This is a genomic window from Stenotrophomonas aracearum, from assembly GCF_031834615.1.
GTDB lineage: Bacteria > Pseudomonadota > Gammaproteobacteria > Xanthomonadales > Xanthomonadaceae > Stenotrophomonas > Stenotrophomonas aracearum.
Window position 1 is genome coordinate 2,769,108 of sequence record NZ_CP115543.1, and the last position, 25,165, is coordinate 2,794,272.

A 25,165-nucleotide genomic window follows, 5' to 3' on the forward strand; every position below is an offset into this window, starting at 1 on the left:
GCGCTCAGCCCTCCAGGCTCGGTTTACGCGCGGCGCAGTGGTCCACATAGCTGCGGATGCGCTCGAAGCCGTCGGCGCCGAACCAGAACACCTTCCAGTGATCCTGCTTGTAGCAGCCGTCGGACTCGGCGTAGTAGAAATGGTTGATCGGGTTGCCGTGGCGCGAGCGCCAGAACAGCTGCGGGGTTTCCTCCAGCATCACGTTCCACACGGCACGGCCCAGGCCTTCGCCCTGTGCGTCGTCGAGCACGGCGAACTTGTCCAGGTACACGCCTTCGGCCTCATCGGTGAGGATTACCGCGGCGCGGTAGTTCTCACTGACGTAGGCGCGCAGCAGCTTGGTCTTCTCGAAGTAATCCGGCACCAACACGCGGCCGAAGCTGGATTCGATCAGGCCCTTCAGGCGCGGCAGGTCCAGTTCGCTCCAACGGGTGGCGCGCAGCACCTTCTCGCCCCGGCGCACCAGCGTGCCCGAGCCCTTGTGGGTGAACAGTTCCTTGGCCAGGTCGGCCGGGCGCGTGATCGACACCGACGACTCCAGCGGCAGCCGGTCCAGCAGGTCCTTGATCTGTTCGATCTTGACCCGCATGCCGCCGTGGATCCACGGCTGCTGCATCAGCTGGTCGTACTCGGTGGACAGGTTGATCGAGTCGATCACCGTGCCCTCTTCGTCGAGCAGGCCGCCGGTGCCGGTGAGGAAGATGATCTTGTACGGCTGCAGCTCCTGCACCAGTTCGTTGGCGGCAAAATCCGCGTTGACGTTGAGGATCTGCCCGCAACGGGTTTCACCCAGGCTGGTGATCACCGGAATGGAACCGGCGCGCAGGCTGGCTTCGATCGGGGCCAGGTTGACCTTCTTCACTTCGCCGACCAGCCCGTAGGTGGCCTGGTCCAGGTACTCGGCTTCGAACACGCCACCGGTGATCGAGGTCGCGCGTGCACCGTTCTGCTGCAGTGCTTCGACCAGCTGCAGGTTGGAGGCCTGGAACACCCGGCGCACGATCGCCAGCCCTTCCGGCGAGGTCACGCGCAGGCCGTTGACGGTCTGCTTGACGATGCCCGCCGCCGACAGCTCGGCGTCCAGCTGCGGGCCCGCACCGTGCAGCACGATCGGGGTGAGCCCGACTTCCTGCAGGAACGACAGCGACGAGGTCAGCGCCTCGAGATCGTCGCGCAGCACGGCGCCGCCGACCTTGACCACGGCGAAGCGCTTGGCGTCCACCTGCGAGAAGCGCTTGAGGTACTGGCTGATCTCCTTCGCGCTGGCCATGCTGGAAAGCAGGCGCACGATGGTCTGGCGGGTCTGGCGGTGGGGCTGGAGGGAAGAAGGCATTTCGGTTTCGTCACAGGCGGCCGCGGCCGCGATGGAAGGTCCGTCAGTGGAAGGCCACGACGGCGTCATTCGGTCAGGCGCCGGCGCTGATGATGCGGTGCACGGCGTCGGTGTAGCGCTGCAGCTGCTCCAGCGTCACGAACTCGTCGGCGGTGTGGGCCTGGGCGATGTCGCCCGGGCCGTACACCAGGGTGGTGTAGCCGCCGGCCGAGAACAGCGAGGCTTCGGTCCAGAAGTCCACCGCATTGCCGATCGGCAGGTCCAGCGCGTCGGCCACGTCGCGCGCGGCAAGGCGGCGGTTTTCGGCTTCGGCAATGTCCCCGGCCGGCAGGCTGGGGCCACGGAAGGTTTCAGTGAAGCTGGCCGCAGCCGGTTCGGCGAACCCGGCAAAGGTCGCCAGCAGCGCGTCGATGTCCATCGACGGCAGCGGGCGGAACCCGAAGCGCAGCTCGGCGGCCGGGGCGATCATGTTGGCCTTGATCCCACCTTCGACCCGGCCGATGTTGAAGCGCAGGCCGGTCAGCCCGCCGAAGCGCGCGTGGGCCAGCGATTCCACATGGTCCAGCGCGCGGTTGCCCCAGCGCATGGCCTGGTGCAGCGCGCTGGCGGCAGCGTCCTGCTTGCCGGAGGCGTGCCCTGCCCGCCCGGCGAAATGCATCAGCACCGAGCTGATGCCCCGGTGCGCGAGCACCGCTTCGCTCATGGTCGGTTCGGCTACCAGCACTGCCTCGTACGGGATGCCCCGGGCGAGGAAGGCGGCGATGCAGCGCGGGTCGTTGGCTTCTTCGTCACTGGAGAACAGGAACGCGGCATCGCCATCGCTGGCATTGGCCGCGGCCACCAGTGCGGCGGCCGCGCCCTTGATGTCGCACACGCCCAACCCGATCACCCGGTCATCGGTGCGCCGCATCGCATGCGGGTCGGCGCTCCAGTGCGGGGAATCGGGCACGGTGTCCAGGTGCACGTTGAACAGGTACCTGGGCGTACCGCGCACCGCATACAGGCTGACCGCGCCATCGCCATGGTCGATCACCTCCACGTTGAACCCGGGCAGGTTCGCGCGCAGGTAATCGAAGATGCCACCGGTGGTGATCGCACGCGGCGGGTTGCGGGTGTCGAACGACACCAGCGCCTGCAGGTGGGTGAGCGTTTGTTCAAGCATCTCAGCGGTTTACCTGGGCATACAGGGTGGAGCTCATGCCGAAGAGCTTGATGAAGCCTTCCGCTTCCTCCACGCCCCAGTCGGCCGACTGCGCGTAGGTGGCGCCCTTGGTGTTGAGCAGGTGCGGCGACTTCACCGCCACCGCGTCGACGCGGCCGCCACGGGTCTCCAGCACCACTTCGCCGTTGACCTTGGCCTGCGAGGACTTCAGGAACGCTTCGATGTTGGTCTTCAGCGGGTCGTGGTAGAAGCCTTCATACACCAGCTCCACCCACTTGCGCGCCACGTCCGGCTTGAAGCGGTTCTGCTGCTTGGTCAGCACCGCGTCTTCCAGCGCGCGGTGCGCGGTCAGCAGCGAGACCAGGCCCGGCGCTTCGAACACGATGCGACCCTTCAGGCCGATCACGGTGTCGCCGGTGTACACGCCACGGCCCACGCCGTACGGCGCGAACAGCTTGTTGAGCTGGGCCAGGATCTGCTCGCCCGGCAGCGCCTGGCCGTTCAGTTCAACCGCTTCGCCTTCGACGAACTTCAGGGTGACGTTCAGCGCCGCTTCCGGCCACTCGCTGCGCGGTGCGCACCAGCCACGCGCGCCTTCGCCCGGGGCTTCCCAACGGTCGATCTCGCCGCCGGACATGGTCAGGCCGAGCAGGTTTTCGTTGATGGTGTAGGCCTGCTGCTTGGCGCGCACGCCGAAGCCGCGCTCTTCCAGGTACTTCTGCTCGTAGGCGCGGGTCTGGGTGTGTTCCTTCTGGATTTCACGGATCGGCGCGACGATCTGGTAGTCGCCCAGCGCCTTCACGGCGAGGTCGAAACGAACCTGGTCGTTGCCCATGCCGGTGCAGCCGTGGGCGATGATATTGGTGCCCAGTTCGGCGGCGCGCTTCAGCGCGGCGTCGACGATCAGGTAACGGTCGGACACCAGCAGCGGGTACTGGCCCTGGTAGCCTTCGCCGGCCCACACGAACGGCTTGACGAAGCCGGCCCAGATGGCCGGGCCACCGTTGACGGTGACGTGGCTGGTGACGCCCAGTTCGGCGGCGCGCTTTTCGATGAAGTCGCGTTCTTCGTCATCCACGCCGCCGGTGTCGGCGAACACGGTGTGCACGTTGTAGCCGCGCTCCTGCAGGTAGGGCACGCAGAAGCTGGTGTCGAGGCCGCCGGAGAAGGCGAGGACGATGTCTTTGTTGGTCATGGGGGTGTGGCTCTAATGGATGGAATGTGGGATTGCGTGGGCCGGGCAGAGCCCGGCGCTACCGGTAGTGCCGGGCTCTGCCCGGCAACCGTAGAAAATCAGCGGCCTGCTACTGCGGCCATGATGGCTTTCTGCACGTGCAGGCGGTTTTCGGCTTCGTTGATCGCGATGCACTGCGGCGAGTCCATCACCGCGTCGGTGGCCTTGACGTTGCGGCGCAGCGGCAGGCAGTGGCTGAACACGCCGTTGTTGGTCAGCGCCATCTTTTCTTCGTCGACGATGAAGTGCTTGTACTGGTCGCGGATGGGCTTTTCCGGTTCCCAGTTGCCGAAGAACGGCAGCGCGCCCCAGCTCTTGGCGTAGACCACGTCGGCACCGCTGTAGGCGCTGGCGATGTCATGGCTGATCTTCAGCGAACCGCCGTTCTCGGCGACGTTCTGCTCGGCCCAGCCCATGTAGCGGTCGTCGAGGATGTAGTCGGCGGTCGGGCACAGCAGGGTCACGTCCATGCCCATGCGGGTGGCGATGGTGAGCGCCGAGTTGGCCACGGCGGTGTTCAGCGGCTTGGGGTGGTAGGTCCAGGTCAGCACGTACTTCTTGCCGCGCAGGTCCTGGGTACCGAAGTGTTCCTGCAGCGCCATCACGTGGGCCAGTTCCTGGCACGGGTGGGTGATGGTTTCCATGTTGATCACCGGCACCGGCGAGTACTTCGCGAAGCTGTTGAGCACGATGTCCTGGCGGTCGTAGGCCCAGTCCACGAACTTGGGGAAGGCACGCACGGCGATGATGTCGCAGTAGCGGCCCAGCACCTTGGCCACTTCGGCGATGTGCTCTTCGGTGTCGCCGTCCATCACGGTACCCAGGTTGAACTCGATCGGCCACGCGTCCTTGCCCGGCTGCAGCACCACCGCGTGCGCGCCCAGCTGGAACGCGCCCAGCTCGAAGCTGGTGCGGGTGCGCATGGACGGGTTGAAGAACACCAGGGCAATGGACTTGCCCTTGAGCTGATCGCCCAGCTTGTTGCGCTTGAACAATGCGGCCTGGGTCAGCAGGGCATCGAGTTCGGGGCGGCTCCAGTCCTGGGTGTTCAGGAAGTGCTTCAGGGACATCGGGTGATCCTTTGAGGCGGGCGTTTAGAGGGAAAGGGCAAGCTGAAAAACGTACAGATGAAACTTTTCAGAACGTAGAAACGAAAAAACCCAGCCGGGAGGCTGGGTTTTCCGAACAGACAGCACGAAGCTCCGGTTACCCAGCGAAAATGTGGGGTTCCGGTCGGCGGGCACGCGACGTCATGCCCGTAGCCATACGGGCGGCGCTGGTGTCGTGCTGGAAGTCGGTGAGTTTCATGGCCGCCCATCTTTGCATGCGAGGGGGGTGGGTGCAAGACCCGGGGTCACGGATTGGCAGCGCTGGCCTGCTCGGGGCCGACCCAGGGGGTGATGGACACCCGGATCTTGAGCCGGTTACCCGGGTCTTCGGGCAGCCGCGAGCGGTACTTGGTGCCCTTGTAGACGTAATCGACGTCATAGGCGATCGGCCGGCGGAACTCGCGCCCGACCGGGATGATCCGGCAGTCGCGGGTCAGCAGCGGGCCGTTGTTGCTGGCCGGGGCCTCGGCCACGGGGGCCATCTCTTCCTCGACGCTGCCGTCTTCACGCTTGAAGATCGAGCGGACCGAATCCATGAAGCGGCCGAACCGGCCCTTCTCTTCCTGCGGCTCTTCGCCGGTGACGTTGACCGGGGCCAGGGTCCGGGTCGAGACCGGCTCGCAGTGTTCTTCGGTGCGGGTGGCCCGCAGGGTCTGGAACACCGGTTCCACGTTGAGCACCTGTGCGTAGTCGAACTTGACGTTCTCCACGATCACCACCCGGTTACGGACCTCGGCTTCCTGGGCGCACGCCACGGAGGCGGCGCTACCCAACAGGCAGGTCAGGGTCAGCAACGAAGCGGATTTCATTGGCAACAGGATTGGGGACAAGGGGGATAGTGTAGGCAGTGACAGGCACAAGGGGCTGAACATTACCCGTCCGCGACGCATCTGCCCATCCCGGAGGGACCGATTCCGACCCGGGCCGGGTGCAGGAGCGCCGCAGGCGGTCGATGTGATCTAAAATCGAAGGCTTGCCCCCTACTCCCCCCGGCCCTACGCCCCCATGACCCTGCGCCTGCACAACACCCTGACACGCCAGCTCGAACCGTTCACCCCGCTCGATCCGACCTGTCCGACCCTGTATGTGTGCGGCCCCACGGTCTACAACTACGTGCACATCGGCAACGCGCGCGGGCCGGTGGTGTTCGGGGTGCTGGCCGACCTGCTGCGGCGCCGCTTCGGCGGGCTGCGCTACGCCCGCAACATCACCGACGTGGACGACAAGATCAACACGGCCGCGCGCGAGCAGGCGGTGCCGATCTCGACGATCACCGACCGCTTTGCCGCCGCCTACCGGGAAGACATGGCCGCGCTGGGCGTGGTGCCGCCGGACATCGAGCCGGAAGCCACCGCGCACATTCCGCAGATCATCGCGATGATCGAGCAGCTGATCGCGGCCGACCACGCCTACGCGGCCGAGGGCCACGTGCTGTTCGCGGTGGCCTCGTTCGAAGGCTACGGCAAGCTCTCCAACCGCGACCCGGAGGAAATGCTGGCCGGGGCCCGGGTGGACGTGGCGCCGTACAAGCGCGACCCGGGCGATTTCGTGCTATGGAAGCCCTCCAGCGACGACCTGCCGGGCTGGGAGTCGCCCTGGGGCCGGGGCCGTCCGGGCTGGCACATCGAGTGCTCGGCCATGGCCGCGGCCCACCTGGGCCCGACCATCGACATCCATGCCGGCGGGGTGGACCTGCAGTTCCCGCACCATGAGAACGAGATCGCGCAGAGCGAGTGCGCGCACGGCGGGCAGACCTGCGCCCGGTTCTGGCTGCACAACGGCATGCTCAACTTCGGCGGCGCCAAGATGAGCAAGTCGATCGGCAATATCGAGCGGGTCCACGATCTGGTCCGCCAGCATGCGCCGGAAGCGCTGCGCTATGCGCTGCTGTCGGCGCATTATCGGCAGCCGCTGGACTGGTCGGACGCGCTGATCGAGCAGTCGGTGCGCACCCTCGACCGGCTGTACGGCACGCTGCGCGACCTGGCCGACGTGGCCGCGACCCCGGCCATTCCGGCCGAGGTCGAGGCGGCGCTGGACGACGATCTGAACACGCCGCAGGCGCTGGCCGAACTGGCCCGGCTGGCGGGTGAGGCGCGCCGCGCCGAGGGCGCCGACAAGGCCGCGTTGAAGTCGGCCCTGCTGGGCGCCGGGCAAGCGCTGGGGCTGCTGCAGCAGGACCCGGCCGCGTGGTTCGGCACCAGTGGCGGCAACGCCGACGATGACGCCCGCATCCAGGCGCTGATCGACGAGCGCACTGCGGCCAAGGCGGCGCGCGATTTCGCCCGGGCCGACGCGCTGCGCCGGCAGCTGGACGAGGAAGGCATCGTGCTGGAAGACACCGCGCAGGGCGTGCGCTGGTCGCGTAAACGATAAGAAGTCACCCGACCAGCGGTCGGGTGTTACACACTATTTTGAGAATGATGTGATCGACTCCCCGTTCCCGATTGAACCCACTGCTGCCGAGGCGCAGGCCGCCATTGCCGAGGAATTCGCGTTCTTCGGCGACTGGTCGGAGCGTTACCAGTACCTGATCGACCTGGGCCGCAAGCTGCCCGCCTTCCCGGACGAATGGAAGACGGAGGAGCACCGGCTGCTCGGCTGCCAGTCGATGGTGTGGATCGTGCCGGAGGGCAACGCCGATGCGCTGCGGTTCCACGCGATCAGCGATTCGGCGATCGTGTCGGGCCTGATCTACCTGGCGCTTCGGGTGTACTCGGGGCGTTCGGCGGCGGAGATCCTGGCCACGGAGCCGACCTACATCCAGGACATCGGGCTGTCGCGCCACCTGTCGCCGACCCGCAGCAACGGGGTGGCGGCGATGCTGGCCTTCATCCGTGAGACCGCAGTGGCGCAGTCGGCGTCGTGAGTGCCCCTGCCCCGTCCGAGCCCGCCGAGAGCGCGCTGGGCCTGTTGCGCCGCCCAGGTTTCTCGCTGCTGCTGGCGTACCGGATCCTGGCGATGCTGTCGTACCAGATCGTGGCGGTGACGGTCGGCTGGCATATCTACGAAGTCACCCGCAATCCATTCTCGCTGGGCCTGGTCGGGCTGGCCGAGGTGCTGCCGTTCTTCTGCGTGGCGCCGTTCGCGGGCTACCTGGTGGACCACCTGCCGCGTCGGAAGCTGGGCATGGTGGCGTGCAGCGGGCTGGTGCTGACGGCGGTGGTGCTGACGGCGGTGGCGGAGGGCTGGCTGCCGTTCAACGGGGTGTGGCCGATCTATGCGGCGGTGGCGATGACGGGCATGGTCCGGGCGTTTCTGTCGCCGATCTACAACGCGTTGTTTGCGCGGGTGCTGGAACGGCACCAGTTCGCGCGCGGTGCGGGGCTGGGGTCGGTGGTGTTCCAGGCGGGCATGGTGGTGGGCCCGGCGCTGGGCGGGCTGCTGGTGGCCTGGGGCGGCAAGAGTCTGTCGTACGGGGTGGCGGTGGTAGCGGCGCTGGCGGCACTGGGCTGCCTGGCGACGCTGCGGGTTTCCGAGCCGGTGCACATCGGTCCGGCGGCGCCGATCTTCAAGAGCATTGCGGAGGGCGGCCGCTTCGTGCTGGGCAACCGGATCATGGTCGGGGCGATGGCGCTGGACATGTTTTCAGTGCTGCTGGGCGGGGTGGTGGCGATGCTGCCGGCGTTCCTGCACGAGATCCTGCACCACGGCCCGGAAGGGCTGGGCATCCTGCGCGCGGCGCCGGCGCTGGGTTCGGTGTGCGTGGGCCTGTGGCTGGCGCGCCGGCCGCTGCAGCGCCATGCGGGGCGGGTGCTGTTGTTCGCGGTGGCGGGGTTCGGCCTGTGCGTGATCGGGTTCGGGCTGTCGCACAGCTTCTGGCTGTCGGCGGTGATCCTGCTGTTCTACGGGGCGTTCGACGGGGTGTCGGTGGTGATCCGCTCGACGATCCTGCAGTTGGCCACGCCGGAAGAAATGCGCGGGCGGGTGTCGTCGATCAACGGCATCTTCATCAGTTCGTCGAACGAACTGGGCGCGTTCTACGCGGGCACGATGGCCAAGCTTCTCGGCCTGGTCCCGGCGGTGGTGCTGGGCGGTTTCGCGGTGTTGAGCGTGGCCGGCATTACCGCCTGGAAGAACCCGACCCTGCGGCGGTTGAACCTGCGCGACCTGCAGTAACGCCAGCTGGAGCCCCATTTGCACCGGGTTGCAAACGATCCGCGGTAGAGCCGGGCCCTGCCCGGCTGCTGTTGGATTCAGGCGAACATCCTTGGGCTGCGGGGTCTCCCTGGTCAGGGCCGTCGGGTGCGGGTTTGTGGGGGACGCTGCAAGTACGTCCATGTAAGCTCATCGCCGCATCCATGCGGCTCGTGCCCCCTCAAACCCACCCCCGCCGACCCTCCGATAGTTGGCAGGTAGCCACGGGAAAACCTCAATTCCGCCGACGGACCATCCGCGTTGTGACACGCCATGCGTGTCCGCCGTTCCCAACCGCACACGACCATGTATGGGGGCGGCCGCCGGGTAGCCCCCGGAGGGACGCTAGAAAACATGGATGTTTTCTAGCAGCCCCCATGGATGGGTTCACGGCGTGTCCCGGAGCGGGGCTGCCCGGCGGCCGCCCCAGCACGTACGAATTGAAACGCTGCTTTTTGCGAGCAACAAAAAACCCGGCCAAGGCCGGGTTTCCTGTATGCATCAGCTCAGCGCAACAATCAGTCGCCCTGCTGCTTCTGCAGGTGCTCCCAACGTTCCTGGGCGTCGATGGTGCGTTCGGCGGTCAGGCGCGCTTCGAGACGGTCCAGGCCGATTTCTTCGCCGGTGTCGACGCAGTAGCCGTAGTCGCCCGCTTCAAGGCGCTTGAGCGTGCTTTCGATCTTGCCGATCAGCTTGCGGTAACGGTCGCGGGTGCGCAGTTCCAGCGAGTTTTCGGTTTCACGGGTAGCGCGCTCGGCTTCGTCGCCGATGTCGCGAACTTCTTCCTGCAGGTTCGCGATGGTCTGCTTGGATTCTTCGATCAGTTCGGCGCGCCAGTTGTGCAGACGCTGGCGGAAATACTCCAGCTGCAGCGGGCTCATGTACTCCTCTTCCGGGCTCGGCTTGTAGCCGGCCGGCAGGATCGGACGGCCAGTGGCCTCGTCGGTCTTGTATTCCACCACTTTCACCTTGGTGCGCGGGGCCGGTGCTGCCGAACGGGCGGCGACGGCCACGGCGACCTTGCCAACCGGACGCGACACGGGCTTGGGAGCGGATTCGGTTTTCACGGGAGTTTTTGCAGGCGATTTCGAAACGGGCACGGGATTCTTGTTTTGCGGGGCCTTCGGGGCGGGGGCGGCCGCTACTGGCTTCGGCGCGGCGGCCGGGGCAGGAGCAGGCTTGGCCGCGGCCTTGGCCGGGACAGACTTGGCCGGGGCCGGCGATGCCGGCTTCGGTGCGGACTTCACTACGGGTGCTGCAACCGGCTTGGCAGCCGGCTTGGTGGCGGCAGGCTTGCTGGCCGGCTTGGCCGGTGCAGGCTTGGCAGCCGCCTTTTTCACCGGCGCGGACTTGGCCGCCGGTGGGGTCGTTTTCTTGGCCGTGGTCTTGCTGGCGGGTGCGGCGGCCTTTTTCACCGGGGTCTTTGCGACCGGCTTTTTGGCTGCCGTGGACTTGGCGACGGCCTTCTTCGCTGCCGGCTTGGCAACGGGCTTCGGCGCTGCCTTCTTGACCGGCGCCTTGGCAACCGGCTTCTTGGCAACGGCCTTCTTCACCGCCTTGGCCGGCGCCTTGGCGGCCGACTTTTTCGCAGGTGCCGGCTTGGCCGCCGGTTTTTTGGCAACAGGCTTGGCCGCCAACTTCTTTACAACGGGCTTGGCGGTTTTCTTGGCGGCCTTGACGGCCTTCTTTGCAATTTTTTTAGCAGCCACGAAACGCTCTTCCTTGGTTTCCCCGGGGCCCGGGAAAGCGGGCCTTTATAGCCTACCCGACCAGCAGCAGCAACCTCTTCACCCGCTCCGTTCAGGCCTGGAGCATGGCGGGGGTTCCCGAGCTGCGCAGTTCGGAACCTGACCCGGCGATGGCGCCGGGGCGGCCCGCCGCGCCTACGCGCGGACGGGTCCAACACCCCATCCTGCGACAAATGCGGCCTTCATGCCAACTGCTCTAAGATTGGGGGGTGATCTCCCACCTGCTCATCGCCCTGTTGCGCTTCTACAAGCGCTTCATCAGCCCCCTGCTCGGGCCGCGCTGCCGGTTCGTGCCCAGTTGTTCTGAATACGCCATGCAGGCCATCGCCACGCATGGTCCCGCGCGCGGCAGCTGGCTGGCCGCGCGCCGGCTGGGGCGCTGCCATCCCTTCCATCCCGGTGGCGTGGACGAGGTGCCGCCGCGCACCGCGCACGCCGATTGCCGCTGCACAGGAAAACACTGAAATGCCCTCCACGCTCATCGTCAACGCCCGCATGGTCAACGAAGGCCGCGTCTTCAACGGCGACCTGCGCATCGAAAACGGCCGCATCGCGCAGATCGGCACCGGCCTGCAGCCGCAGGACGGCGACCAGGTGGTCGACGCGGCCGGGCGCTGGCTGCTGCCCGGGATGATCGACGACCAGGTCCATTTCCGCGAACCGGGCCTGACCCACAAGGGCGACATCGCCACCGAGTCGGCCGCGGCCGTGGCCGGGGGCTTGACCAGCTTCATGGACATGCCCAACACCAACCCGCCGACCCTCAACGCGGCGGCCCTGCAGGCCAAGTACGACTCCGCGGCTGGTCGCGCGCGTGCCAACTACGGCTTCTACATGGGCGCCAGCAATGACAACCTGGAAGACGTCAAGCGGATCGACCCGCTGACCACGCCGGGCGTCAAGGTGTTCATGGGCGCCTCCACCGGCAACATGCTGGTCGACAACCCCGAGACGCTGGACGCGATCTTCAAGTTCGCGCCGACCCCGATCATCACGCACTGCGAAGACACGCCGATGATCGACGCCAACGCCAAGGTGTACGCCGAGAAGTACGGCGATGCGCTGAGCGCGGAGCAGCACCCGGACATCCGTTCGCGCGAGGCCTGCCTGAAGTCGTCGGTGCTGGCCGTTTCGCTGGCGAAGAAGCACGGCACCCGCCTGCACGTGCTGCACATTTCCACCGCCGACGAGCTGTCGCTGTTCGAGAAGGGCCCGCTGGTACGCGCCGACGGCAGCCGCAAGCAGATCACTGCCGAAACCTGCATCCACTTCCTGCGTTTCGACCGCAGCGACTACGCGCGGCTGGGCAACCTGATCAAGTGCAACCCGGCGATCAAGGAAGCCAGCGACCGCGAGGCGCTGACCCGCGCGGTGGCCGAGGACGTGATCGACGTGCTCGCCACCGACCACGCCCCGCACACCTGGGAAGAGAAGCAGAAGCCGTACCCGCAGGCGCCGTCGGGCCTGCCGCTGGTGCAGTACGCGCTGGTGGCGGCACTGGAACTGGTGCATGAGGGCAAGCTGGAGATCACCCAGGTGGTGCAGAAGTTCGCGCACGCCCCGGCCCAGCTGTTCGACGTGAGCCAGCGCGGCTACCTGCGCGAAGGCTACTGGGCCGACCTGGTGCTGGTGGAAGACGTGCCGTTCACCGTGAAGCGCGAAGACGTGCTCTCCAAGTGCGGCTGGTCCCCGTTCGAGAGCATGACCTTCCGCTCGCGGATCGCCTCGACCTGGGTCAACGGCCAGCTGGCCTGGGACGGCACCCAGCTGGTGGGCGCGCCGAACGGCCAGCGCATGAGCTACGACCGCTGATGCGGGCACGTGTTCTGGGCCTGGGGCTGGTTCTGCTGGCCCCGGTTGCCGCGCTGGCGCTGCTGCCCTCGCCCGCCGTGGCCCAGGCCGATGCACGCGTCGTGTTTCCGGCCAGCGCCTCGCAGGGTGCGATGGTGATCGGCAAGGTGCCGGCCGGCAGCGTGGTCCGCTATGACGGGCGCACGCTGCGGGTGAGCGGCTATGGCAGCGTGGTGTTCGGGATCGGCCGCGACGCGCAGGGACCGCTGCAGGTGCAGGTGCAGCGGCCCGATGGCGGGAGCGAAACGGTGAGCATCGCGGTAACCCCGCGCGACTGGCCGGTGGAGCGCGTCAACGGCGTGCCGCCCAAGACCGTGAACCCGCCGCCGGCCATTGCCGAACGGATCAAGCGCGAACAGGCGCAGGTCACCGCCGCGCGTGCGCGCGACGACAACCGCACCGATTTCGCGCAGGCCTTCATCTGGCCGGTGCAGGGCCGGATCAGCGGTCGCTTCGGCAATGCGCGGGTGTACAACGGCCAGCCCGGTTCGGGGCATTCGGGCATGGATATCGCGGTGCCGACCGGTACGCCGGTGAAGGCGCCGGCTGCCGGTGTGGTGACGTTCGCCGGCCCGGATCTTTACCTGACCGGCGGCACCTTGTTGCTCGACCACGGGTTCGGGATCAGCTCGAACTTCCTGCACCTGTCGCGGATCGACGTGAAGGTGGGCGACCGGGTCGAACAGGGCCAGGTGATCGCCGCCGTCGGCGCCACCGGTCGTGCCACCGGCCCGCACCTGCATTGGGGCATGAACTGGTTCGATACGCGGATCGACCCGCTGTTGGTGCTCGAACGCAACCGGTGACGCCGCGCCCCATCCGATACGTCGTCGACGGGTCGCCGGTAGGGCCGGTTCCCAAACGGCCGCCGATAACGGTGATCGGTGCGACGAACGCATGACCCAAACCGAAGGGCGCGTTCCGATCAGGGGTCATGCCCCAACAGAACGATGCACAGGGATCGGCGGTCGATCGGGATGCGACCCTACCGGCGATGCGTGCAATTGCACGCATGAACGGATGTCGCGTTACCCCCGTGCTGCCCACCAGGTGCGCAGCAGCGTCCTCACCGGCGTCGCTTTGAGCTCCTGCCCCTGCGACCACGCCTGCTGGCGGGTGCGCGCCAGCGAGGCGTACAGGCGGCGCGGACGCGGGCCGGCGACGCGGGCCGGCCAATTTCGCAGCAGCTGCTGGCCCCAGCGATGGGTGGCATTGCCGTCGTCGTCGGCCAGCAGCGAACGCGGCACGGCGGCCACGCCGGCTTCGTGCAGGCGCTGGGCCAGGGTCTGCAGCACCACCGGGGTGGCGACATCACCACGCGCGGGGGTCTCGAACATCACCGCTTCCACCGCCGCGACCGCCGCGCCATAGGCCTGCAGCGCGCGTTGCGCCTGGGCCGGGTCGACCGGCACCGCACGGGCTTCGATCAGGTCCGGCAATGCCTGCGCCAGTTCCGCCCACGGTGCGCGTACCGGCTCGAGCATCCGCCCCAGCGGATGCCGCGAGCGCTGCGCGGCCCAGCTGCGCAGTTCCTCGCCCCACCACGCCAGCTTGGCGTCGGCCGGCATCGGGTCGCCGCTGGTGTTGAGGATGTCGTCGAATTCCTGCAGCAGCGAGAACCAGGCCACCACCAGCGTGCGCTGGGCTTCGGGCACGAACGGTTCGGCGACCTGCCATTCCGGCCAGCGGGTACGCCATTTGTCGAGGAAGCTGTCGAGGGCGGTGGAGGTGGTCATTGCGGGTTCCTTGCCGCCGGCCAGGCGCGCGCGTGCTGCAGCTCGGCAGGCTGTTCGACCATGACCTCGGCGCCCCAGGCCAGCGGATTGTCTTCGTCGAGGCGGTAGCCCCACAGGGCGGCTACCGAGGCCATGCCGGCGGCGTTGGCGGCGACGATGTCGCGCTCGTCGTCGCCGACGTAGATGCAGGTGGCCGGGTCGATCTGCATGCGCTCGGCGGCGGCCAGCAGCGGCAGCGGGTGCGGCTTGCGCTGGGCCAGGGTGTCGCCGCCGATCAGCACCGCGCAGCGCGTTTCCCAGCCCAGCTGCGGCAGGATCAGCCGAGCCAGGTATTCGGGCTTGTTGGTGACGATGCCCCACACGCAGCCAGCGGCTTGCAGCGCGTCCAGCATGCCTGCCACGCCGTCGAACAGCACCGCGTGCTGGCCGATCAATGCTTCATAGCGCTGCAGGAATTCGGGAATCAGCGCATCGCGAGGTGCCTGCTCCAGCTCGGGAAACGCGACCGAGACCATCGCACGGGCGCCCTTGGACACTACCGGGCGCAGTGCGTCCAGCGTGATCGGTGCGCGACCGCGCGCGTCCAGCATGGCGTTGGCGGTGGCCAGCATGTCCGGCGCGCTGTCCAGCAACGTACCGTCCAGGTCGAACAGCACGGCGGCAGGAAATGCCGCAGCGGTCGAGTCGATCTCAGACACCGGCGCGGTCTTCCGGCTTGACCGCATGGGCCAGGTAGTTGATGTCGGTCCGCGAGCTCAAGCGCGCGCGGTTGCGCCACGGCTCGTAGGCCATGCCGCTGACATCGCGCAGCGTGAAGTCGGCTTCGCGCAGCCACCTGCCCAGCTCGGCCGGCTTGATGAAGTCCTGGTAGTGGTGCGTGCCCTTGGGCAGCAGGCGCGCGACATACTCCGCGCCCACGATGGCCACTGCGAACGCGGCCGGGGTGCGGTTGATGGTGGACAGGAACAGCTGGCCACCGGGCTTGAGCAGGCGGTGGCAGGCGGCGATGATCGCGCCCGGGTCCGGCACGTGCTCCAGCATTTCCATGCAGGTGACCACGTCGAAACTGGCCGGCTGTTCGGCGGCCAGGTCTTCCGCAGCCTGCACGCGGTAGTCCACGCTCACGCCCGACTCCAGCCCGTGCAGGCGCGCCACCTTGACCAGCTCGGGAGCCAGGTCGATGGCGGTCACGTCGGCACCGGCCTGGGCCAGCGCTTCGCTGAGCAGGCCGCCACCGCAGCCGATGTCGAGCACGCGCGCGCCGCGCAGCGGTGCGCGGTCGGCCACGTACTTCAGCCGCACCGGGTTCAGCGCATGCAGCGGCTTCTGCGGGCCGTCGGCGTCCCACCAGCGGTTGGCGAGCGCGGCGAACTTGTCCAGTTCGGCCTGGTCGAAATTGGTGGAAGCGTGGGGAGCGTTCATGGGGGTCCTCAAACGTTTAGCGGACGTGGCGGATGCGCTCGCGCCACTGGCGGGCGTTGGCCACGAGGGCGGCAGTGTCCATGCCGACCAGCTCGCGCTGGACCAGCTTGGGCTGCCCGGCGATCCACACGTCGCTGACCTGGTGGCGGCCGGCGGCGTACACCAGCTGCGAAAGCACGTGGTGCAGCGGCTGGGTTTCCAGCGCCGAGAGGTCCACGCAGACCAGGTCGGCCTGCTTGCCCACTTCGATCGAGCCGATGCGGTCGCCGAAGCCCAGCGCGCGGGCGCCACCCAGGGTGGCCGCACGCAGCGTGGTCGCCGCGTCCAGCGCGGTGGCGTCGTTGGCCACGGCCTTGGCCAGGATCGCCGCGGTGCGGTTCTCGCTGAACATGTCCAGGTCGTTGTTGCTGGCGCAGCCGTCGGTGCCGATCGCCAGGTTGACCCCGGCGCGCTGCAACGCGCAGGCCGGGCAGAAGCCCGACGCCAGCTTCAGGTTGGATTCGGGGCAATGCACCACGCTGACGCCGCGCTCGGCGCACAGGTGGATTTCCGCTTCGGTCAACTGGGTCATGTGCACCGCGATCAGGCGGTCGTTGACCAGGCCCAGGCGGTCCAGGCGCGCCAGCGGGCGCTGGCCGTGCAGCTTGATCGAGTCGCTGATCTCCTGCGCGGTTTCATGCGTGTGCAGGTGCACCTGCATGTCCAGCTGGTCGGACAGCATGCGCACGCGTTCGAAATTGGCGTCGTTGACGGTGTACGGCGCGTGCGGGGCGAACGAGGTGCCGATCAGCGGGTCGTTGCGCCACTGGTCGTGCAGTTCGCCGGCCTTGGCGAAGTACTCGTCGTCGCTCTTGGCCCAGGCGGTCGGGAAATCGATGATCACCGCGCCGACCAGCGCACGGAACCCGTGCTGCTTGTACACGGCGGCCTGGACGTCGGCGAAGAAGTAGTTTTCGTTGGCGCAGGTGGTGCCACCGCGCAGCATTTCGGCAATCGCCAGGGTGGTGCCGTCGGCGACGAATTCGGGGCCGATCACCGCCGCTTCCACCGGCCAGATGTGCTGCTGCAGCCACACCATCAGCGGCAGGTCGTCGGCAACGCCGCGCAGCAGGGTCATCGGGTTGTGGGTGTGCGCGTTGACCAGGCCGGGCATCAGCGCCGCGTCCGGGCGCGAGACGGTCTGCTTCGGGGCGAAGCGCGAACGGGCCTCGGCACGGGGCAGGATCGCGACGATTTCGCTGCCGCGCACGGCCACGGCATGGTCTTCCAGCACCACCGCATGCGGTTCGATCGGGACCACGTAGCCGGCTTCGATCAGCAGGTCACAGGGTTCGGGAATGCGGGGGGTGTCGGTCATGCGGGCTCGCTTGGGATCTCGGCGATCCGGCAATGCGAATCACCGCGGTTGTTCGGGGTGGGTAGCGCCGGCCGTTGGCCGGCCCAGGCGATCCGTGGGCCGGCCAGCGGCCGGCGCTACCCGTAATTCGACCGTCGGTCGAATTACTTCGCAGCGCGTGCGGAGTATTCGCCCGAGCGGGTGTCGACCTTGATGATTTCATCCTGGTTGACGAACAGCGGCACGCGGACCACGGCGCCGGTTTCCAGGGTGGCCGGCTTGCCGCCGCCGCCGGAGGTGTCGCCACGGACGCCCGGGTCGGTTTCGGTGATCTTCAGTTCCACGAAGTTCGGCGGCTGCACGAAGATCGGCTCGCCGTTCCACAGGGTGACGATGCAGGACTCTTCGCCCTTCAGCCACTTGTCGGCGCCGCCCATGCCGGCCTTGGTGGCCTGGACCTGCTCGAAGGACTCCGGGTCCATGAAGTGCCAGTACTCGCCGTCGGTGTACATGTAGTTCATGTTGGTGTCGACAACGTCGGCCTTCTCCACGTCATCGGTCGCCTTCATGGTCATTTCGACCACGCGGCCCGACTTGATGAAGCGGTACTTCATGCGGGTGAAGGCCTGGCCCTTGCCCGGCTTGACGTACTCGGTCTCGGTGATGACCGCCGGTTCATTGTTGATCAGGATCTTCATCCCGTTCTTGACGTCGTTCATGCCAACAGTGGCCATGCTGAAACTCCTGAATGGGCAAACGCCGCGCGGGCGCGGCGAGCCGGATAGAATGGAAAGGCTTTCCCTATGATAACCGCAGGCCCCCATTCCATGCAGCTTTCCGCCACGCCCCTGCCCACCCCCGTCCGCTGGCAGCAGCTGTGGCGCGAGGCGGTCCGCGACCCGCGGGCCCTGCTGGAACAGCTGGGGCTGGACCCGGACGCGCTGCCGATCTCTGCCGAGGCTGCCGCACAGTTCGCGGTGCGGGTGCCGCAGGGCTTCATTTCCCGGATGCGCAAGGGCGACCGCCATGACCCGCTGCTGCGCCAGGTGCTGCCGGTGACCGACGAGCTGCAGCATGCGCCCGGCTTCACCTTGGACGCGGTGGGCGACGGGCTGGCGCGCAAGGCCACCGGGGTGATCCAGAAGTACCACGGCCGGGCCCTGCTGGTGACCACCGGCAGCTGCGCGATCAACTGCCGCTACTGCTTCCGCCGCCATTTCGACTATGGCACCGAGAACGCGGCCCGCGAGGGCTGGCGCGAGGCGGTGGACGCCATCGCCCAAGACCCGGGGATCGACGAGGTGATCCTGTCCGGCGGCGACCCGCTGTCGCTGGCCACCCACAAGCTGGTCGAGCTGACCCAGGCGCTGAAGCAGGTTCCGCACCTGCGCCGGCTGCGCATCCACAGCCGCCTGCCGGTGGTGCTGCCCGAACGCGTGGATGACGAGCTGGTGCAGTGGATCGCCGGGCTGCCGTGGCCGGTCGCGTTCGTGATCCACGCCAACCACGCCAATGAATTCGATGACGCGGTGGACGCGGCGATGGCGCGCCTGCGCGGTGCCGGCGCCACCCTGCTCAACCAGGCGGTGCTGCTGCGCGGGGTGAATGATTCGCTGCAGGCGCTGCAGGACCTGAGCGAACGCAGTTTTGCGGCGGGCGTGCTGCCGTATTACCTGTACCAGGTGGACCGGGTACAGGGCGTGGCGCATTTCGAGGTGGACGATGCAACGGCCAAGGCGCTGCATGCGCAATTGACTGCGCGGTTGTCGGGATACCTGGTGCCGAAATTGGTGCGGGAGATTTCCGGGGATGCGAGCAAACGCCCCGTGTAACGGGGCCCATCACCGCCCGGATTCAATCATCTCCACGACCTCGGTGGCGGTGATCGGCACGCTCAGCCAATAGCCCTGCGCCAGGTCGCAGCCGCGCTGGCTCAGCAGGTCGAACTGCACTTCCTGTTCGATGCCTTCGGCCACGACCGTGATGCCCAATGCATGCGCCATGGCGATGATCGCCGTGGTCAGGGCCAGGTCGTCGGGGTCGCGCTGCATGTCGGCGACGAAGCTCTTGTCGATCTTGACCCCGTCCACCGGCACCTGGCGCAGGTGGCTCAGGCCGGAGAAGCCGGTGCCGAAGTCGTCCAGCCAGACCTTCACGCCGGTGCGGTGCAGCTTGTCCAGCAGTGCTGCGGCCAGCATTTCATCGCCGATCACCGCCGTTTCGGTCAGCTCCAGGTGCAGGCGCGAGGCCGGTAGGCCGGTGTCGCGCAGGCAGTCGGCCACCAGCGCGGGCAATTCGCCACCGCGCAGCTGGCGCGGCGACACGTTGACCGAGACGAACATGCCTTCGCCGTCGACCGAATGCGGCCACTGCACGGCCTCCATGCACGCCGCGCGCAGCACCTTGGGCCCGATCACTTCGATCAGGCCGCTTTGCTCGGCCACTTCGATGAACACCGACGGCGGAATGGTGCCCAGGGTCGGGTGCTGCCAGCGCAGCAGTACTTCCACCCCGACCATGCGGCGGTCGCGGGTGCGGAAGATCGGCTGGTAGACCAGGCGCAGCTCGCCGCGCTCCCACGCGCCGCGCAGTTCCTGCTCCATGTGCACGCGGCGCTCCACCGCGTGGTCCATAGCCCGGCTGTAGTAGCGGTAACAGTTCTTGCCGGCGACCTTGGCCTGGTACATGGCGATGTCGCCATTCTTCAGCAGGGTGGTCGCATCGGCGGCATCGTCGGGGAACAGGGTCACGCCGATCGAGGTGCCCAGGAACAGCTCCCTGCCCTGCACCACCAGCGGCTTGCTGAGCTCGCGCACCAGCAGTTCGGCCAGCTGGCGTGCCCCGGCGGCAACGTCGCCGTCGCCGATCAGGATCACGAACTCGTCGCCACCAAACCGCGCCAGCAGCGCTTCATCGCCCCCGGCCTGCGCCACCGCAGCACTGATGCGCTGCGCGAACTGCAGCAGCGCTTCGTCGCCGGCCTCGTGGCCCAACGTGTCGTTGACCCGCTTGAAGTCGTCCATGTCCGCGAACAGCAGGCCGAGGCGGTGCCCGGAGGCACGCGCGGCCATCAGCCGGTGGTCCAGCGCCTCGCGGAACGCCAGCCGGTTGGTCAGCCCGGTCAGGGCGTCGGTGTAGGCCATGTGCCGCACTTCGCGGTCATGCCGGGCAATCGCCTCGCTCATCCGGCCGAACGCGCGGACCAGCTCGCCCACTTCATCCTGGCGGCTGTTGTGGCTGAGCTGCGGGCGGTAGTCGCCGGCCTCGATCTGGCGCGCCGCCGCGGCCAGGCCACGGATCGGCGCGACCAGGGTGCGCTGCACGTAGACGATGACCATCGCACCGATCACCAGCAGCAGCCCGAGCATCAGCAGCAGCCAGCCCAGGTGGCGCTTGCCGACCTGCTGCAGGCGCTCACCCAGGGTGGTGTTGGCGCGCTGCTCCATCGCCTGCACGTCGTCCAGCGCCATGCCGACGCGGACCCCGCCGATGCGCTGGTTGCCGACCATGATCGGCATGGCGTTGTCGAGCACCTTGGGCGATTCCTGCACCACCAGCTTGCGCGCGGCCACCGCACCGGGTGCCAGCGGGTCCTGCATGGACTTGCCGAAGTCGATCACTTCGGTGCTGCCGTCGTGGATCAGCTTGCCGTCTTCGTCGAACACCAGCACGTAGCGCACCACCTGCTGCCGCGAGGTGTTGCGCACCAGCGCACCGACCTGGGCCAGGTCGTTGTAATAGAGCGGATTGGCCAGCGCGTCGGACAGCTCGCGCGCCAGGGCCTCGCCCCGGCTGCGCACGCTGCGGTCGAACAGCTCATGGATGACGCTGCCGCTGAGGCTCTTGACCTCATCCTGCATCGCCGCCTGGCGCCCCAGCACCACGGCCACGATCGCCACCACCACCACCATCGCCCCGCCCATCGCCAACACGAAACGGGACTGCATTCCGGAACCCAACGGCCTCATTCCACTTCCATCCGCACGCGTGTAAGACCCTGTTTCAATTCATCCAAACGGTGCTGCATCTGCGCATCGACCCGATGGAACCCGGACGTACCAAAAAACTTTTCCAGCGCGTCCTGCGCCTGCGGATCCGAGGCGGCATCCAGCAACACCTGCTGCAACCGGTCGCGCACCTTCGGGTCCAGCCCCGAACGCACCACTTCCACCGCACGCGGGTACGGCTCGGTGCGGAGGATGACCCGGAAATCCCGCCGGAACGTGGCCGGGATGCGGTGTTCGTCCGTCCAGTCGACGCTGCTCACGGCACCGGCGTCGACCACTCCCTTGTGCACGTAGGTGGCGATGTTCGCCTCCGAGCGCGCGAACACGTAGCCCACGGTGTCCGGTGCGGCCGCGTCGCGCGCGGACAACAGGATCTCCGGGGTCAGTCCGTTCTGCAACAGGGTCATCACCGGCACCAGGTAGGCGCTGGTGGAGGCCACGTTCTGCAGGGCCAGGGTGTGGCCCTTGAGGTCGGCCAGCGAGGTGATCGGACTCTCGCGGCGCACGAAGAACACGGTCTGGTAGTCGCGTACGCCGCTGCGTTCGGTCAGCAGCAGGGGCTGGGCGCCGCTGCGCAGGCCCAGCGCTACGGCGGTGCCAGCGGTCTCCGTGACCCAGTCGACCCGGCCACGGCGCAGGTAGCTGGCCATCTGCTGCGCATCCGGTGCCATCAGGATGCGGCCTTCGGTGATGCCGACGTCGCGCATGCGGGGGACGACGTAGTCGAGCAGGGGTTGCAGTTGCGCATAGTGTGACTTGGGATTGTCGCTGATCCGGCCCAGTACGAGGACGTTGTCAGGGCCGGCGGTCGCGGTTCCGGTCATCGCAACGATGCCCAGACACAGCAGACCTCCCTGCAACAGCCATCGCAGTACCGGCAATCCCATTCGCTCCCCCCAAGGAATGGCCACAGCCTACCCGAAAAAGTGAGACGTGCGTCAGGTCATTCGGGCTTGGCGTTGGCCAGGCGGGCCATCCGCTGGGCATCGGCAAGGATGCCGCGCAGCAGGCGCACTTCCTGTTCACTGAGTTCCGAGCGCAGGAACAGGCGGCGCAGCTTGCGCATCGCCGAGTCCGGGGCGCGGCCCTTGTGGAAGTCGATCTCATCCAGGGTCTGGCCGAGCTGGCCGAACAGGCCCTCGACCTGGGCATGGCTGGCCGGCTGTTCACGGTGTTCAGGATCAGCCGGGGCGGCGGCTTCGATCCCGCCGAGGCTGGCCATGCGCAGTTCGTAGGCCAGCACCTGCACGGCGGCGGCCAGGTTCAGCGAGCTGAACTCGGGGTTGGAGGGAATGTGCACGGCCAGGTGGCACAGCTGCAGTTCCTCGTTGGTCAGGCCGGTGCGCTCGCGGCCAAACACGAAGGCCACCTCGCCTTCTTCTTCGGCGGCCTTGGCCAGGCCGCGCTGGGCGGCCACGGCCGGCAGCAGTTCCTCCAGCTGGACCCGACGGGCACGCGCGGTGCAGCCCAGCACCAGCCGGCAGTCAGCCACGGCTTCGGCCAGTGTGGCGACCACGGGGGCGTCGCCGAGCACGTCCTCGGCGCCGGCCGAGCGGCGGAAGGCCTCTTCGTCCAGCGGTTTTTCAGGCGCGACCAGCACCAGCCGGCCCAGTCCCATGGTCTTCATGGCACGGGCGGCGGCGCCCATGTTGCCGGGGTGCTGGGTGCCCACGAGGACGAATCGGATGCGGGATTGAACGGAATGTGCGGACATGAACAGGCCAAACGCGAGCAGGACAGTCACAAATGGTAAACTGTGCGACCGGCCTTTGCGCCGGAACCGCTCTTTTCCCCCGCCAGTACCCCATCTCTGCCTTTCCGGGAGCTTTTCGCCATGCAGAAACCCGCCGTCACCGTCATGGTCAAGGCCGCCCGCCTCGCCGGCAACGTCCTGTTGCGCAACATCAACAAGCTGGAGGCGTTGAACGTCGTGCAGAAGGGGCGCATGGACTACGCCAGTGAAGTCGATGCAGATGCGGAAAAGGTGATCGTCAAGGAACTCAAGCGCGCCTACCCGGACTACGGGATCATGGGCGAAGAAGGTGGCGTGCAGGCCGTGAACCGGTACATGTGGGTGATCGACCCGCTGGACGGCACCAGCAACTACCTGCGCGGCTTCCCGCATTACTGTGTGTCGATCGCGCTGGTGGAAAACGGCGAGCCGATCGATGCGGTGATTTTCGATCCGCTCCGCAATGAACTGTTCACCGCCAGCCGTGGCGCCGGTGCCGTGCTCAACGACCGCCGCATCCGCGTGGCCGACCGCAAGGACCTGTCCGGCGCGATGATCCACACCGGCTTCGCCCCGCGCGAGCGCAACCGCACCAGCGCCCAGCTGAAGGCGGTCGACGCGCTGCTGGTGCAGGCCGAAGACGTGCGCCGCACCGGGTCGGCGGCGCTGGACCTGGCCTACGTGGCCTGCGGCCGTGCCGACGCCTACTTCGAAGCCGGCGTGAAGGCATGGGACATCGCCGCCGGCGTACTGCTGGTCCGCGAAGCCGGCGGCCGCGTCTGCGACTTCAAGGGCGCCACCCCGGCCCGCATGGACAGCCGCGGCCCGGAAACCCAGCAGATCGTCGCCGGCAACGTGAAGAACAGCGAGATCCTGCAGAAGGTCCTGGTCAACACCGGGTATGCCGCAGAGTTCGACGCGAAGTTCTGATCGGTTTGAAATGATCATCCAGCAACGGCGCCTTCGGGCGCCGTTGTTGTTTTCGGGTCCCGCCGGTAGAGCCGGGCTCTGCCCAGCTGCTTCACGGCTCGCTGGGCTCCGCGCGAACAGCCGGCGCCTCGCTGCCACGTGCAGGGGCGGCCGCCGTGAAATCATCCGCGTTCGGTAAGGCATGACCGCAAACGAAGAGACGCCGTTGCCGTTGCTATTCCCAAGGCCACCGACCGCCTGTGGGAGGGACGGCGGCTGTAGGGGTACGGGGGGCTTTACGAAACATGGATGTTTCGTAAGAGCCTCCATGGAAGGATTCACGGCGCCCCCCCGTACCCCTGCAGCCGCCGGCCCTCGGCGCGCGATTTCGCAGACGTTGGCTTTGGCTTTGGCTTTGGCCTTGGCTTTGGCTTTCAACCCAAACAAAAACGCCCGACCAACCGGCCGGGCGTTTGTAGAACATCAAACCTCTGCCATTACGCCACAGTGCTGCTCGCGGCCTTCAGCGCAGCAATGCGCTCTTCCAGCGGCGGGTGGCTCAGGAAGAGCTTCTTGGCGGTGGAACCGGCAATACCGAACGCCGCGATCTGGGTCGGCAGCGTGCTTTGGCCGTGGTTGAGCTTCAGGCGCTCCAGCGCCGCGATCATCTTCTGGCGGCCAGCAAGATGCGCACCGCCGGCGTCTGCGCGGAATTCGCGGTGGCGCGAGAACCACATGGCGATCATGGTGGCGAACAGGCCGAACACCATTTCCAGCAGGAACACGATGATGAAGTACGCGAAGCCACGACCACCGCCCTCGCGGTTACCCGACAACGCGCTGTCCACGATGCCGCCCACAATGCGCGCCGCCACGATCACGAACGTGTTCAACACGCCCTGCAGCAGCGCCATCGTGATCATGTCGCCATTGGCCACGTGCGCGATCTCGTGGCCCAACACCGCCTCGGCCTCGTCCTCGCTCATGTTGTGCAGCAGGCCCGTAGACACCGCCACCAGCGCATTGTTGCGGTTCGCACCGGTCGCGAATGCATTGATTTCCGGACCGTCATAGACCGCCACTTCCGGCATCCCGATGCCCGCCTCGCGCGCCTGACGCTCCACCGTCGCCAGCAGCCAACGCTCGGTCTGGTTGCGCGGCTCCTTGATCACCACCGCGCCCGTCGAGCGCTTGGCCATCCACTTCGACATCAGCAGCGAGATCAGCGAACCGCCGAAGCCCAGGATCGCGCCGAACACCAGCAGACCGCTCATCTGGGTGGGATTGACGCCCAACAGTCGCATCACCAGGCTGGCCAGGAGCAGCACAGCAAAGTTGGTGGCGAGGAAGAGTGCAATACGGCTGAACATGGCAGAGGCTGCTTGTATGTAGGGGTTATCCGCAAATCTGCGGGGACTTCAGGTTGAATTCAAGCCACAACCTGACCGA

General features: G+C 67.3%; 23 protein-coding genes. 8 read left to right on the forward strand and 15 right to left on the reverse strand.

The annotated features are described in order from the left end of the window. Nucleotides 1–4 precede the first annotated feature (4 nt). The 5 genes from PDM28_RS12595 to PDM28_RS12615 all read right to left on the reverse strand — a co-directional run bounded on the left by PDM28_RS12595 (nucleotide 5) and on the right by PDM28_RS12615 (nucleotide 5,647). Nucleotides 5–1,333: an acetylglutamate kinase gene (locus PDM28_RS12595; RefSeq protein WP_311182285.1), complete on the reverse strand. Its 1,329-nt coding sequence runs from the start codon at nucleotides 1,331–1,333 to the stop codon at nucleotides 5–7. 73 nt (nucleotides 1,334–1,406) lie between these two features. Further along, a complete protein-coding gene (locus PDM28_RS12600; protein ID WP_311182286.1) occupies nucleotides 1,407–2,495 on the reverse strand; it encodes an acetylornithine deacetylase in 1,089 nt (362 codons plus the stop codon). Between the two features lies 1 nt (nucleotide 2,496). Beyond that, nucleotides 2,497–3,690, reverse strand: coding sequence for an argininosuccinate synthase (locus PDM28_RS12605; RefSeq protein WP_311182287.1), 1,194 nt, complete (start codon nucleotides 3,688–3,690; stop codon nucleotides 2,497–2,499). A gap of 98 nt (nucleotides 3,691–3,788) precedes the next feature. Further along, nucleotides 3,789–4,799 carry an N-acetylornithine carbamoyltransferase gene (locus PDM28_RS12610; protein ID WP_070209249.1) on the reverse strand — a complete coding sequence of 337 codons (1,011 nt, stop codon included), beginning with the start codon at nucleotides 4,797–4,799 and terminating at the stop codon, nucleotides 3,789–3,791. A 284-nt stretch (nucleotides 4,800–5,083) separates the two neighbouring features. After that, entirely contained in the window at nucleotides 5,084–5,647 is a 564-nt protein-coding gene (locus PDM28_RS12615; protein ID WP_102944612.1) for a hypothetical protein, read from the reverse strand. Nucleotides 5,648–5,843: 196 nt separating this feature from the next. On the opposite strand from PDM28_RS12615, the gene cysS reads away from it, so the two are divergent. From cysS to PDM28_RS12630, 3 genes are read left to right on the forward strand one after another with little or no spacing between them, the layout of a single operon-like run. Next, a complete protein-coding gene (gene cysS, locus PDM28_RS12620; protein ID WP_311182290.1) occupies nucleotides 5,844–7,214 on the forward strand; it encodes a cysteine--tRNA ligase in 1,371 nt (456 codons plus the stop codon). A 49-nt stretch (nucleotides 7,215–7,263) separates the two neighbouring features. After that, entirely contained in the window at nucleotides 7,264–7,707 is a 444-nt protein-coding gene (locus PDM28_RS12625; RefSeq protein ID WP_102944610.1) for a SufE family protein, read from the forward strand. Further along, nucleotides 7,704–8,957, forward strand: coding sequence for an MFS transporter (locus PDM28_RS12630; RefSeq protein WP_311182291.1), 1,254 nt, complete (start codon nucleotides 7,704–7,706; stop codon nucleotides 8,955–8,957). The genes PDM28_RS12625 and PDM28_RS12630 overlap by 4 nt, the downstream gene beginning before the upstream one ends. 536 nt (nucleotides 8,958–9,493) lie before the next feature. Here PDM28_RS12630 and dksA read toward each other — a convergent pair. Further along, complete coding sequence (dksA, locus tag PDM28_RS12635) at nucleotides 9,494–10,684, reverse strand: RNA polymerase-binding protein DksA (RefSeq protein WP_311182292.1); 1,191 nt, start codon at nucleotides 10,682–10,684, stop codon at nucleotides 9,494–9,496. Nucleotides 10,685–10,932: 248 nt separating this feature from the next. Between dksA and yidD the strand changes: the two genes are divergently transcribed. From yidD to PDM28_RS12650, 3 genes are read left to right on the forward strand one after another with little or no spacing between them, the layout of a single operon-like run. Next, nucleotides 10,933–11,187, forward strand: coding sequence for a membrane protein insertion efficiency factor YidD (gene yidD / locus PDM28_RS12640; protein WP_070209637.1), 255 nt, complete (start codon nucleotides 10,933–10,935; stop codon nucleotides 11,185–11,187). 1 nt (nucleotide 11,188) lies between these two features. Continuing rightward, on the forward strand, nucleotides 11,189–12,535 hold the full coding sequence (locus PDM28_RS12645; RefSeq protein WP_311182293.1) for a dihydroorotase: 1,347 nt from the start codon (nucleotides 11,189–11,191) through the stop codon (nucleotides 12,533–12,535). Then, nucleotides 12,535–13,380 (forward strand): M23 family metallopeptidase, encoded by an 846-nt coding sequence (locus tag PDM28_RS12650; RefSeq protein WP_311182294.1) that lies wholly within the window; start codon nucleotides 12,535–12,537, stop codon nucleotides 13,378–13,380. The genes PDM28_RS12645 and PDM28_RS12650 overlap by 1 nt, the downstream gene beginning before the upstream one ends. 222 nt (nucleotides 13,381–13,602) lie before the next feature. Here PDM28_RS12650 and PDM28_RS12655 read toward each other — a convergent pair whose 3' ends face one another. The 5 genes from PDM28_RS12655 to efp form a co-directional block, all read right to left on the reverse strand. Beyond that, nucleotides 13,603–14,310, reverse strand: coding sequence for a squalene/phytoene synthase family protein (locus PDM28_RS12655; protein WP_311182295.1), 708 nt, complete (start codon nucleotides 14,308–14,310; stop codon nucleotides 13,603–13,605). Then, the gene (locus PDM28_RS12660) at nucleotides 14,307–15,008 is read right to left on the reverse strand and encodes a phosphoglycolate phosphatase (RefSeq protein ID WP_311182296.1); all 702 of its coding nucleotides are present in this window, start codon (nucleotides 15,006–15,008) and stop codon (nucleotides 14,307–14,309) included. Before PDM28_RS12660 ends, PDM28_RS12655 begins: the two co-directional genes overlap by 4 nt. Continuing rightward, nucleotides 15,001–15,732, reverse strand: a complete 732-nt coding sequence (ubiG, locus tag PDM28_RS12665) for a bifunctional 2-polyprenyl-6-hydroxyphenol methylase/3-demethylubiquinol 3-O-methyltransferase UbiG (RefSeq protein WP_311182297.1) — start codon at nucleotides 15,730–15,732, stop codon at nucleotides 15,001–15,003. Before ubiG ends, PDM28_RS12660 begins: the two co-directional genes overlap by 8 nt. Nucleotides 15,733–15,748: 16 nt before the next feature. Further along, nucleotides 15,749–17,089 (reverse strand): TRZ/ATZ family hydrolase, encoded by a 1,341-nt coding sequence (locus tag PDM28_RS12670; RefSeq protein WP_102944603.1) that lies wholly within the window; start codon nucleotides 17,087–17,089, stop codon nucleotides 15,749–15,751. A 143-nt stretch (nucleotides 17,090–17,232) separates the two neighbouring features. Beyond that, entirely contained in the window at nucleotides 17,233–17,802 is a 570-nt protein-coding gene (gene efp / locus PDM28_RS12675; protein WP_311182298.1) for an elongation factor P, read from the reverse strand. A gap of 69 nt (nucleotides 17,803–17,871) precedes the next feature. On the opposite strand from efp, the gene epmB reads away from it, so the two are divergent. After that, nucleotides 17,872–18,900 carry an EF-P beta-lysylation protein EpmB gene (gene epmB / locus PDM28_RS12680; protein ID WP_311182300.1) on the forward strand — a complete coding sequence of 343 codons (1,029 nt, stop codon included), beginning with the start codon at nucleotides 17,872–17,874 and terminating at the stop codon, nucleotides 18,898–18,900. 9 nt (nucleotides 18,901–18,909) lie between these two features. On the opposite strand, the gene PDM28_RS12685 is transcribed toward epmB, so the two are convergent. From PDM28_RS12685 to PDM28_RS12695, 3 genes are read right to left on the reverse strand one after another with little or no spacing between them, the layout of a single operon-like run. Next, the gene (locus tag PDM28_RS12685; RefSeq protein ID WP_311182302.1) at nucleotides 18,910–21,036 is read right to left on the reverse strand and encodes an EAL domain-containing protein; all 2,127 of its coding nucleotides are present in this window, start codon (nucleotides 21,034–21,036) and stop codon (nucleotides 18,910–18,912) included. Beyond that, nucleotides 21,033–21,962, reverse strand: a complete 930-nt coding sequence (locus tag PDM28_RS12690; protein WP_425507599.1) for a phosphate/phosphite/phosphonate ABC transporter substrate-binding protein — start codon at nucleotides 21,960–21,962, stop codon at nucleotides 21,033–21,035. The genes PDM28_RS12685 and PDM28_RS12690 overlap by 4 nt, the downstream gene beginning before the upstream one ends. A gap of 56 nt (nucleotides 21,963–22,018) precedes the next feature. Next, nucleotides 22,019–22,789 (reverse strand): RNA methyltransferase, encoded by a 771-nt coding sequence (locus tag PDM28_RS12695; RefSeq protein ID WP_311182306.1) that lies wholly within the window; start codon nucleotides 22,787–22,789, stop codon nucleotides 22,019–22,021. Nucleotides 22,790–22,909: 120 nt separating this feature from the next. On the opposite strand from PDM28_RS12695, the gene PDM28_RS12700 reads away from it, so the two are divergent. After that, nucleotides 22,910–23,737 carry an inositol monophosphatase family protein gene (locus tag PDM28_RS12700; protein WP_102944600.1) on the forward strand — a complete coding sequence of 276 codons (828 nt, stop codon included), beginning with the start codon at nucleotides 22,910–22,912 and terminating at the stop codon, nucleotides 23,735–23,737. 476 nt (nucleotides 23,738–24,213) lie between these two features. Here the strand turns inward: PDM28_RS12700 and htpX are convergent, their stop codons facing one another. Next, nucleotides 24,214–25,086, reverse strand: a complete 873-nt coding sequence (htpX, locus tag PDM28_RS12705) for a protease HtpX (protein ID WP_070208529.1) — start codon at nucleotides 25,084–25,086, stop codon at nucleotides 24,214–24,216. Nucleotides 25,087–25,165 lie beyond the last annotated feature (79 nt).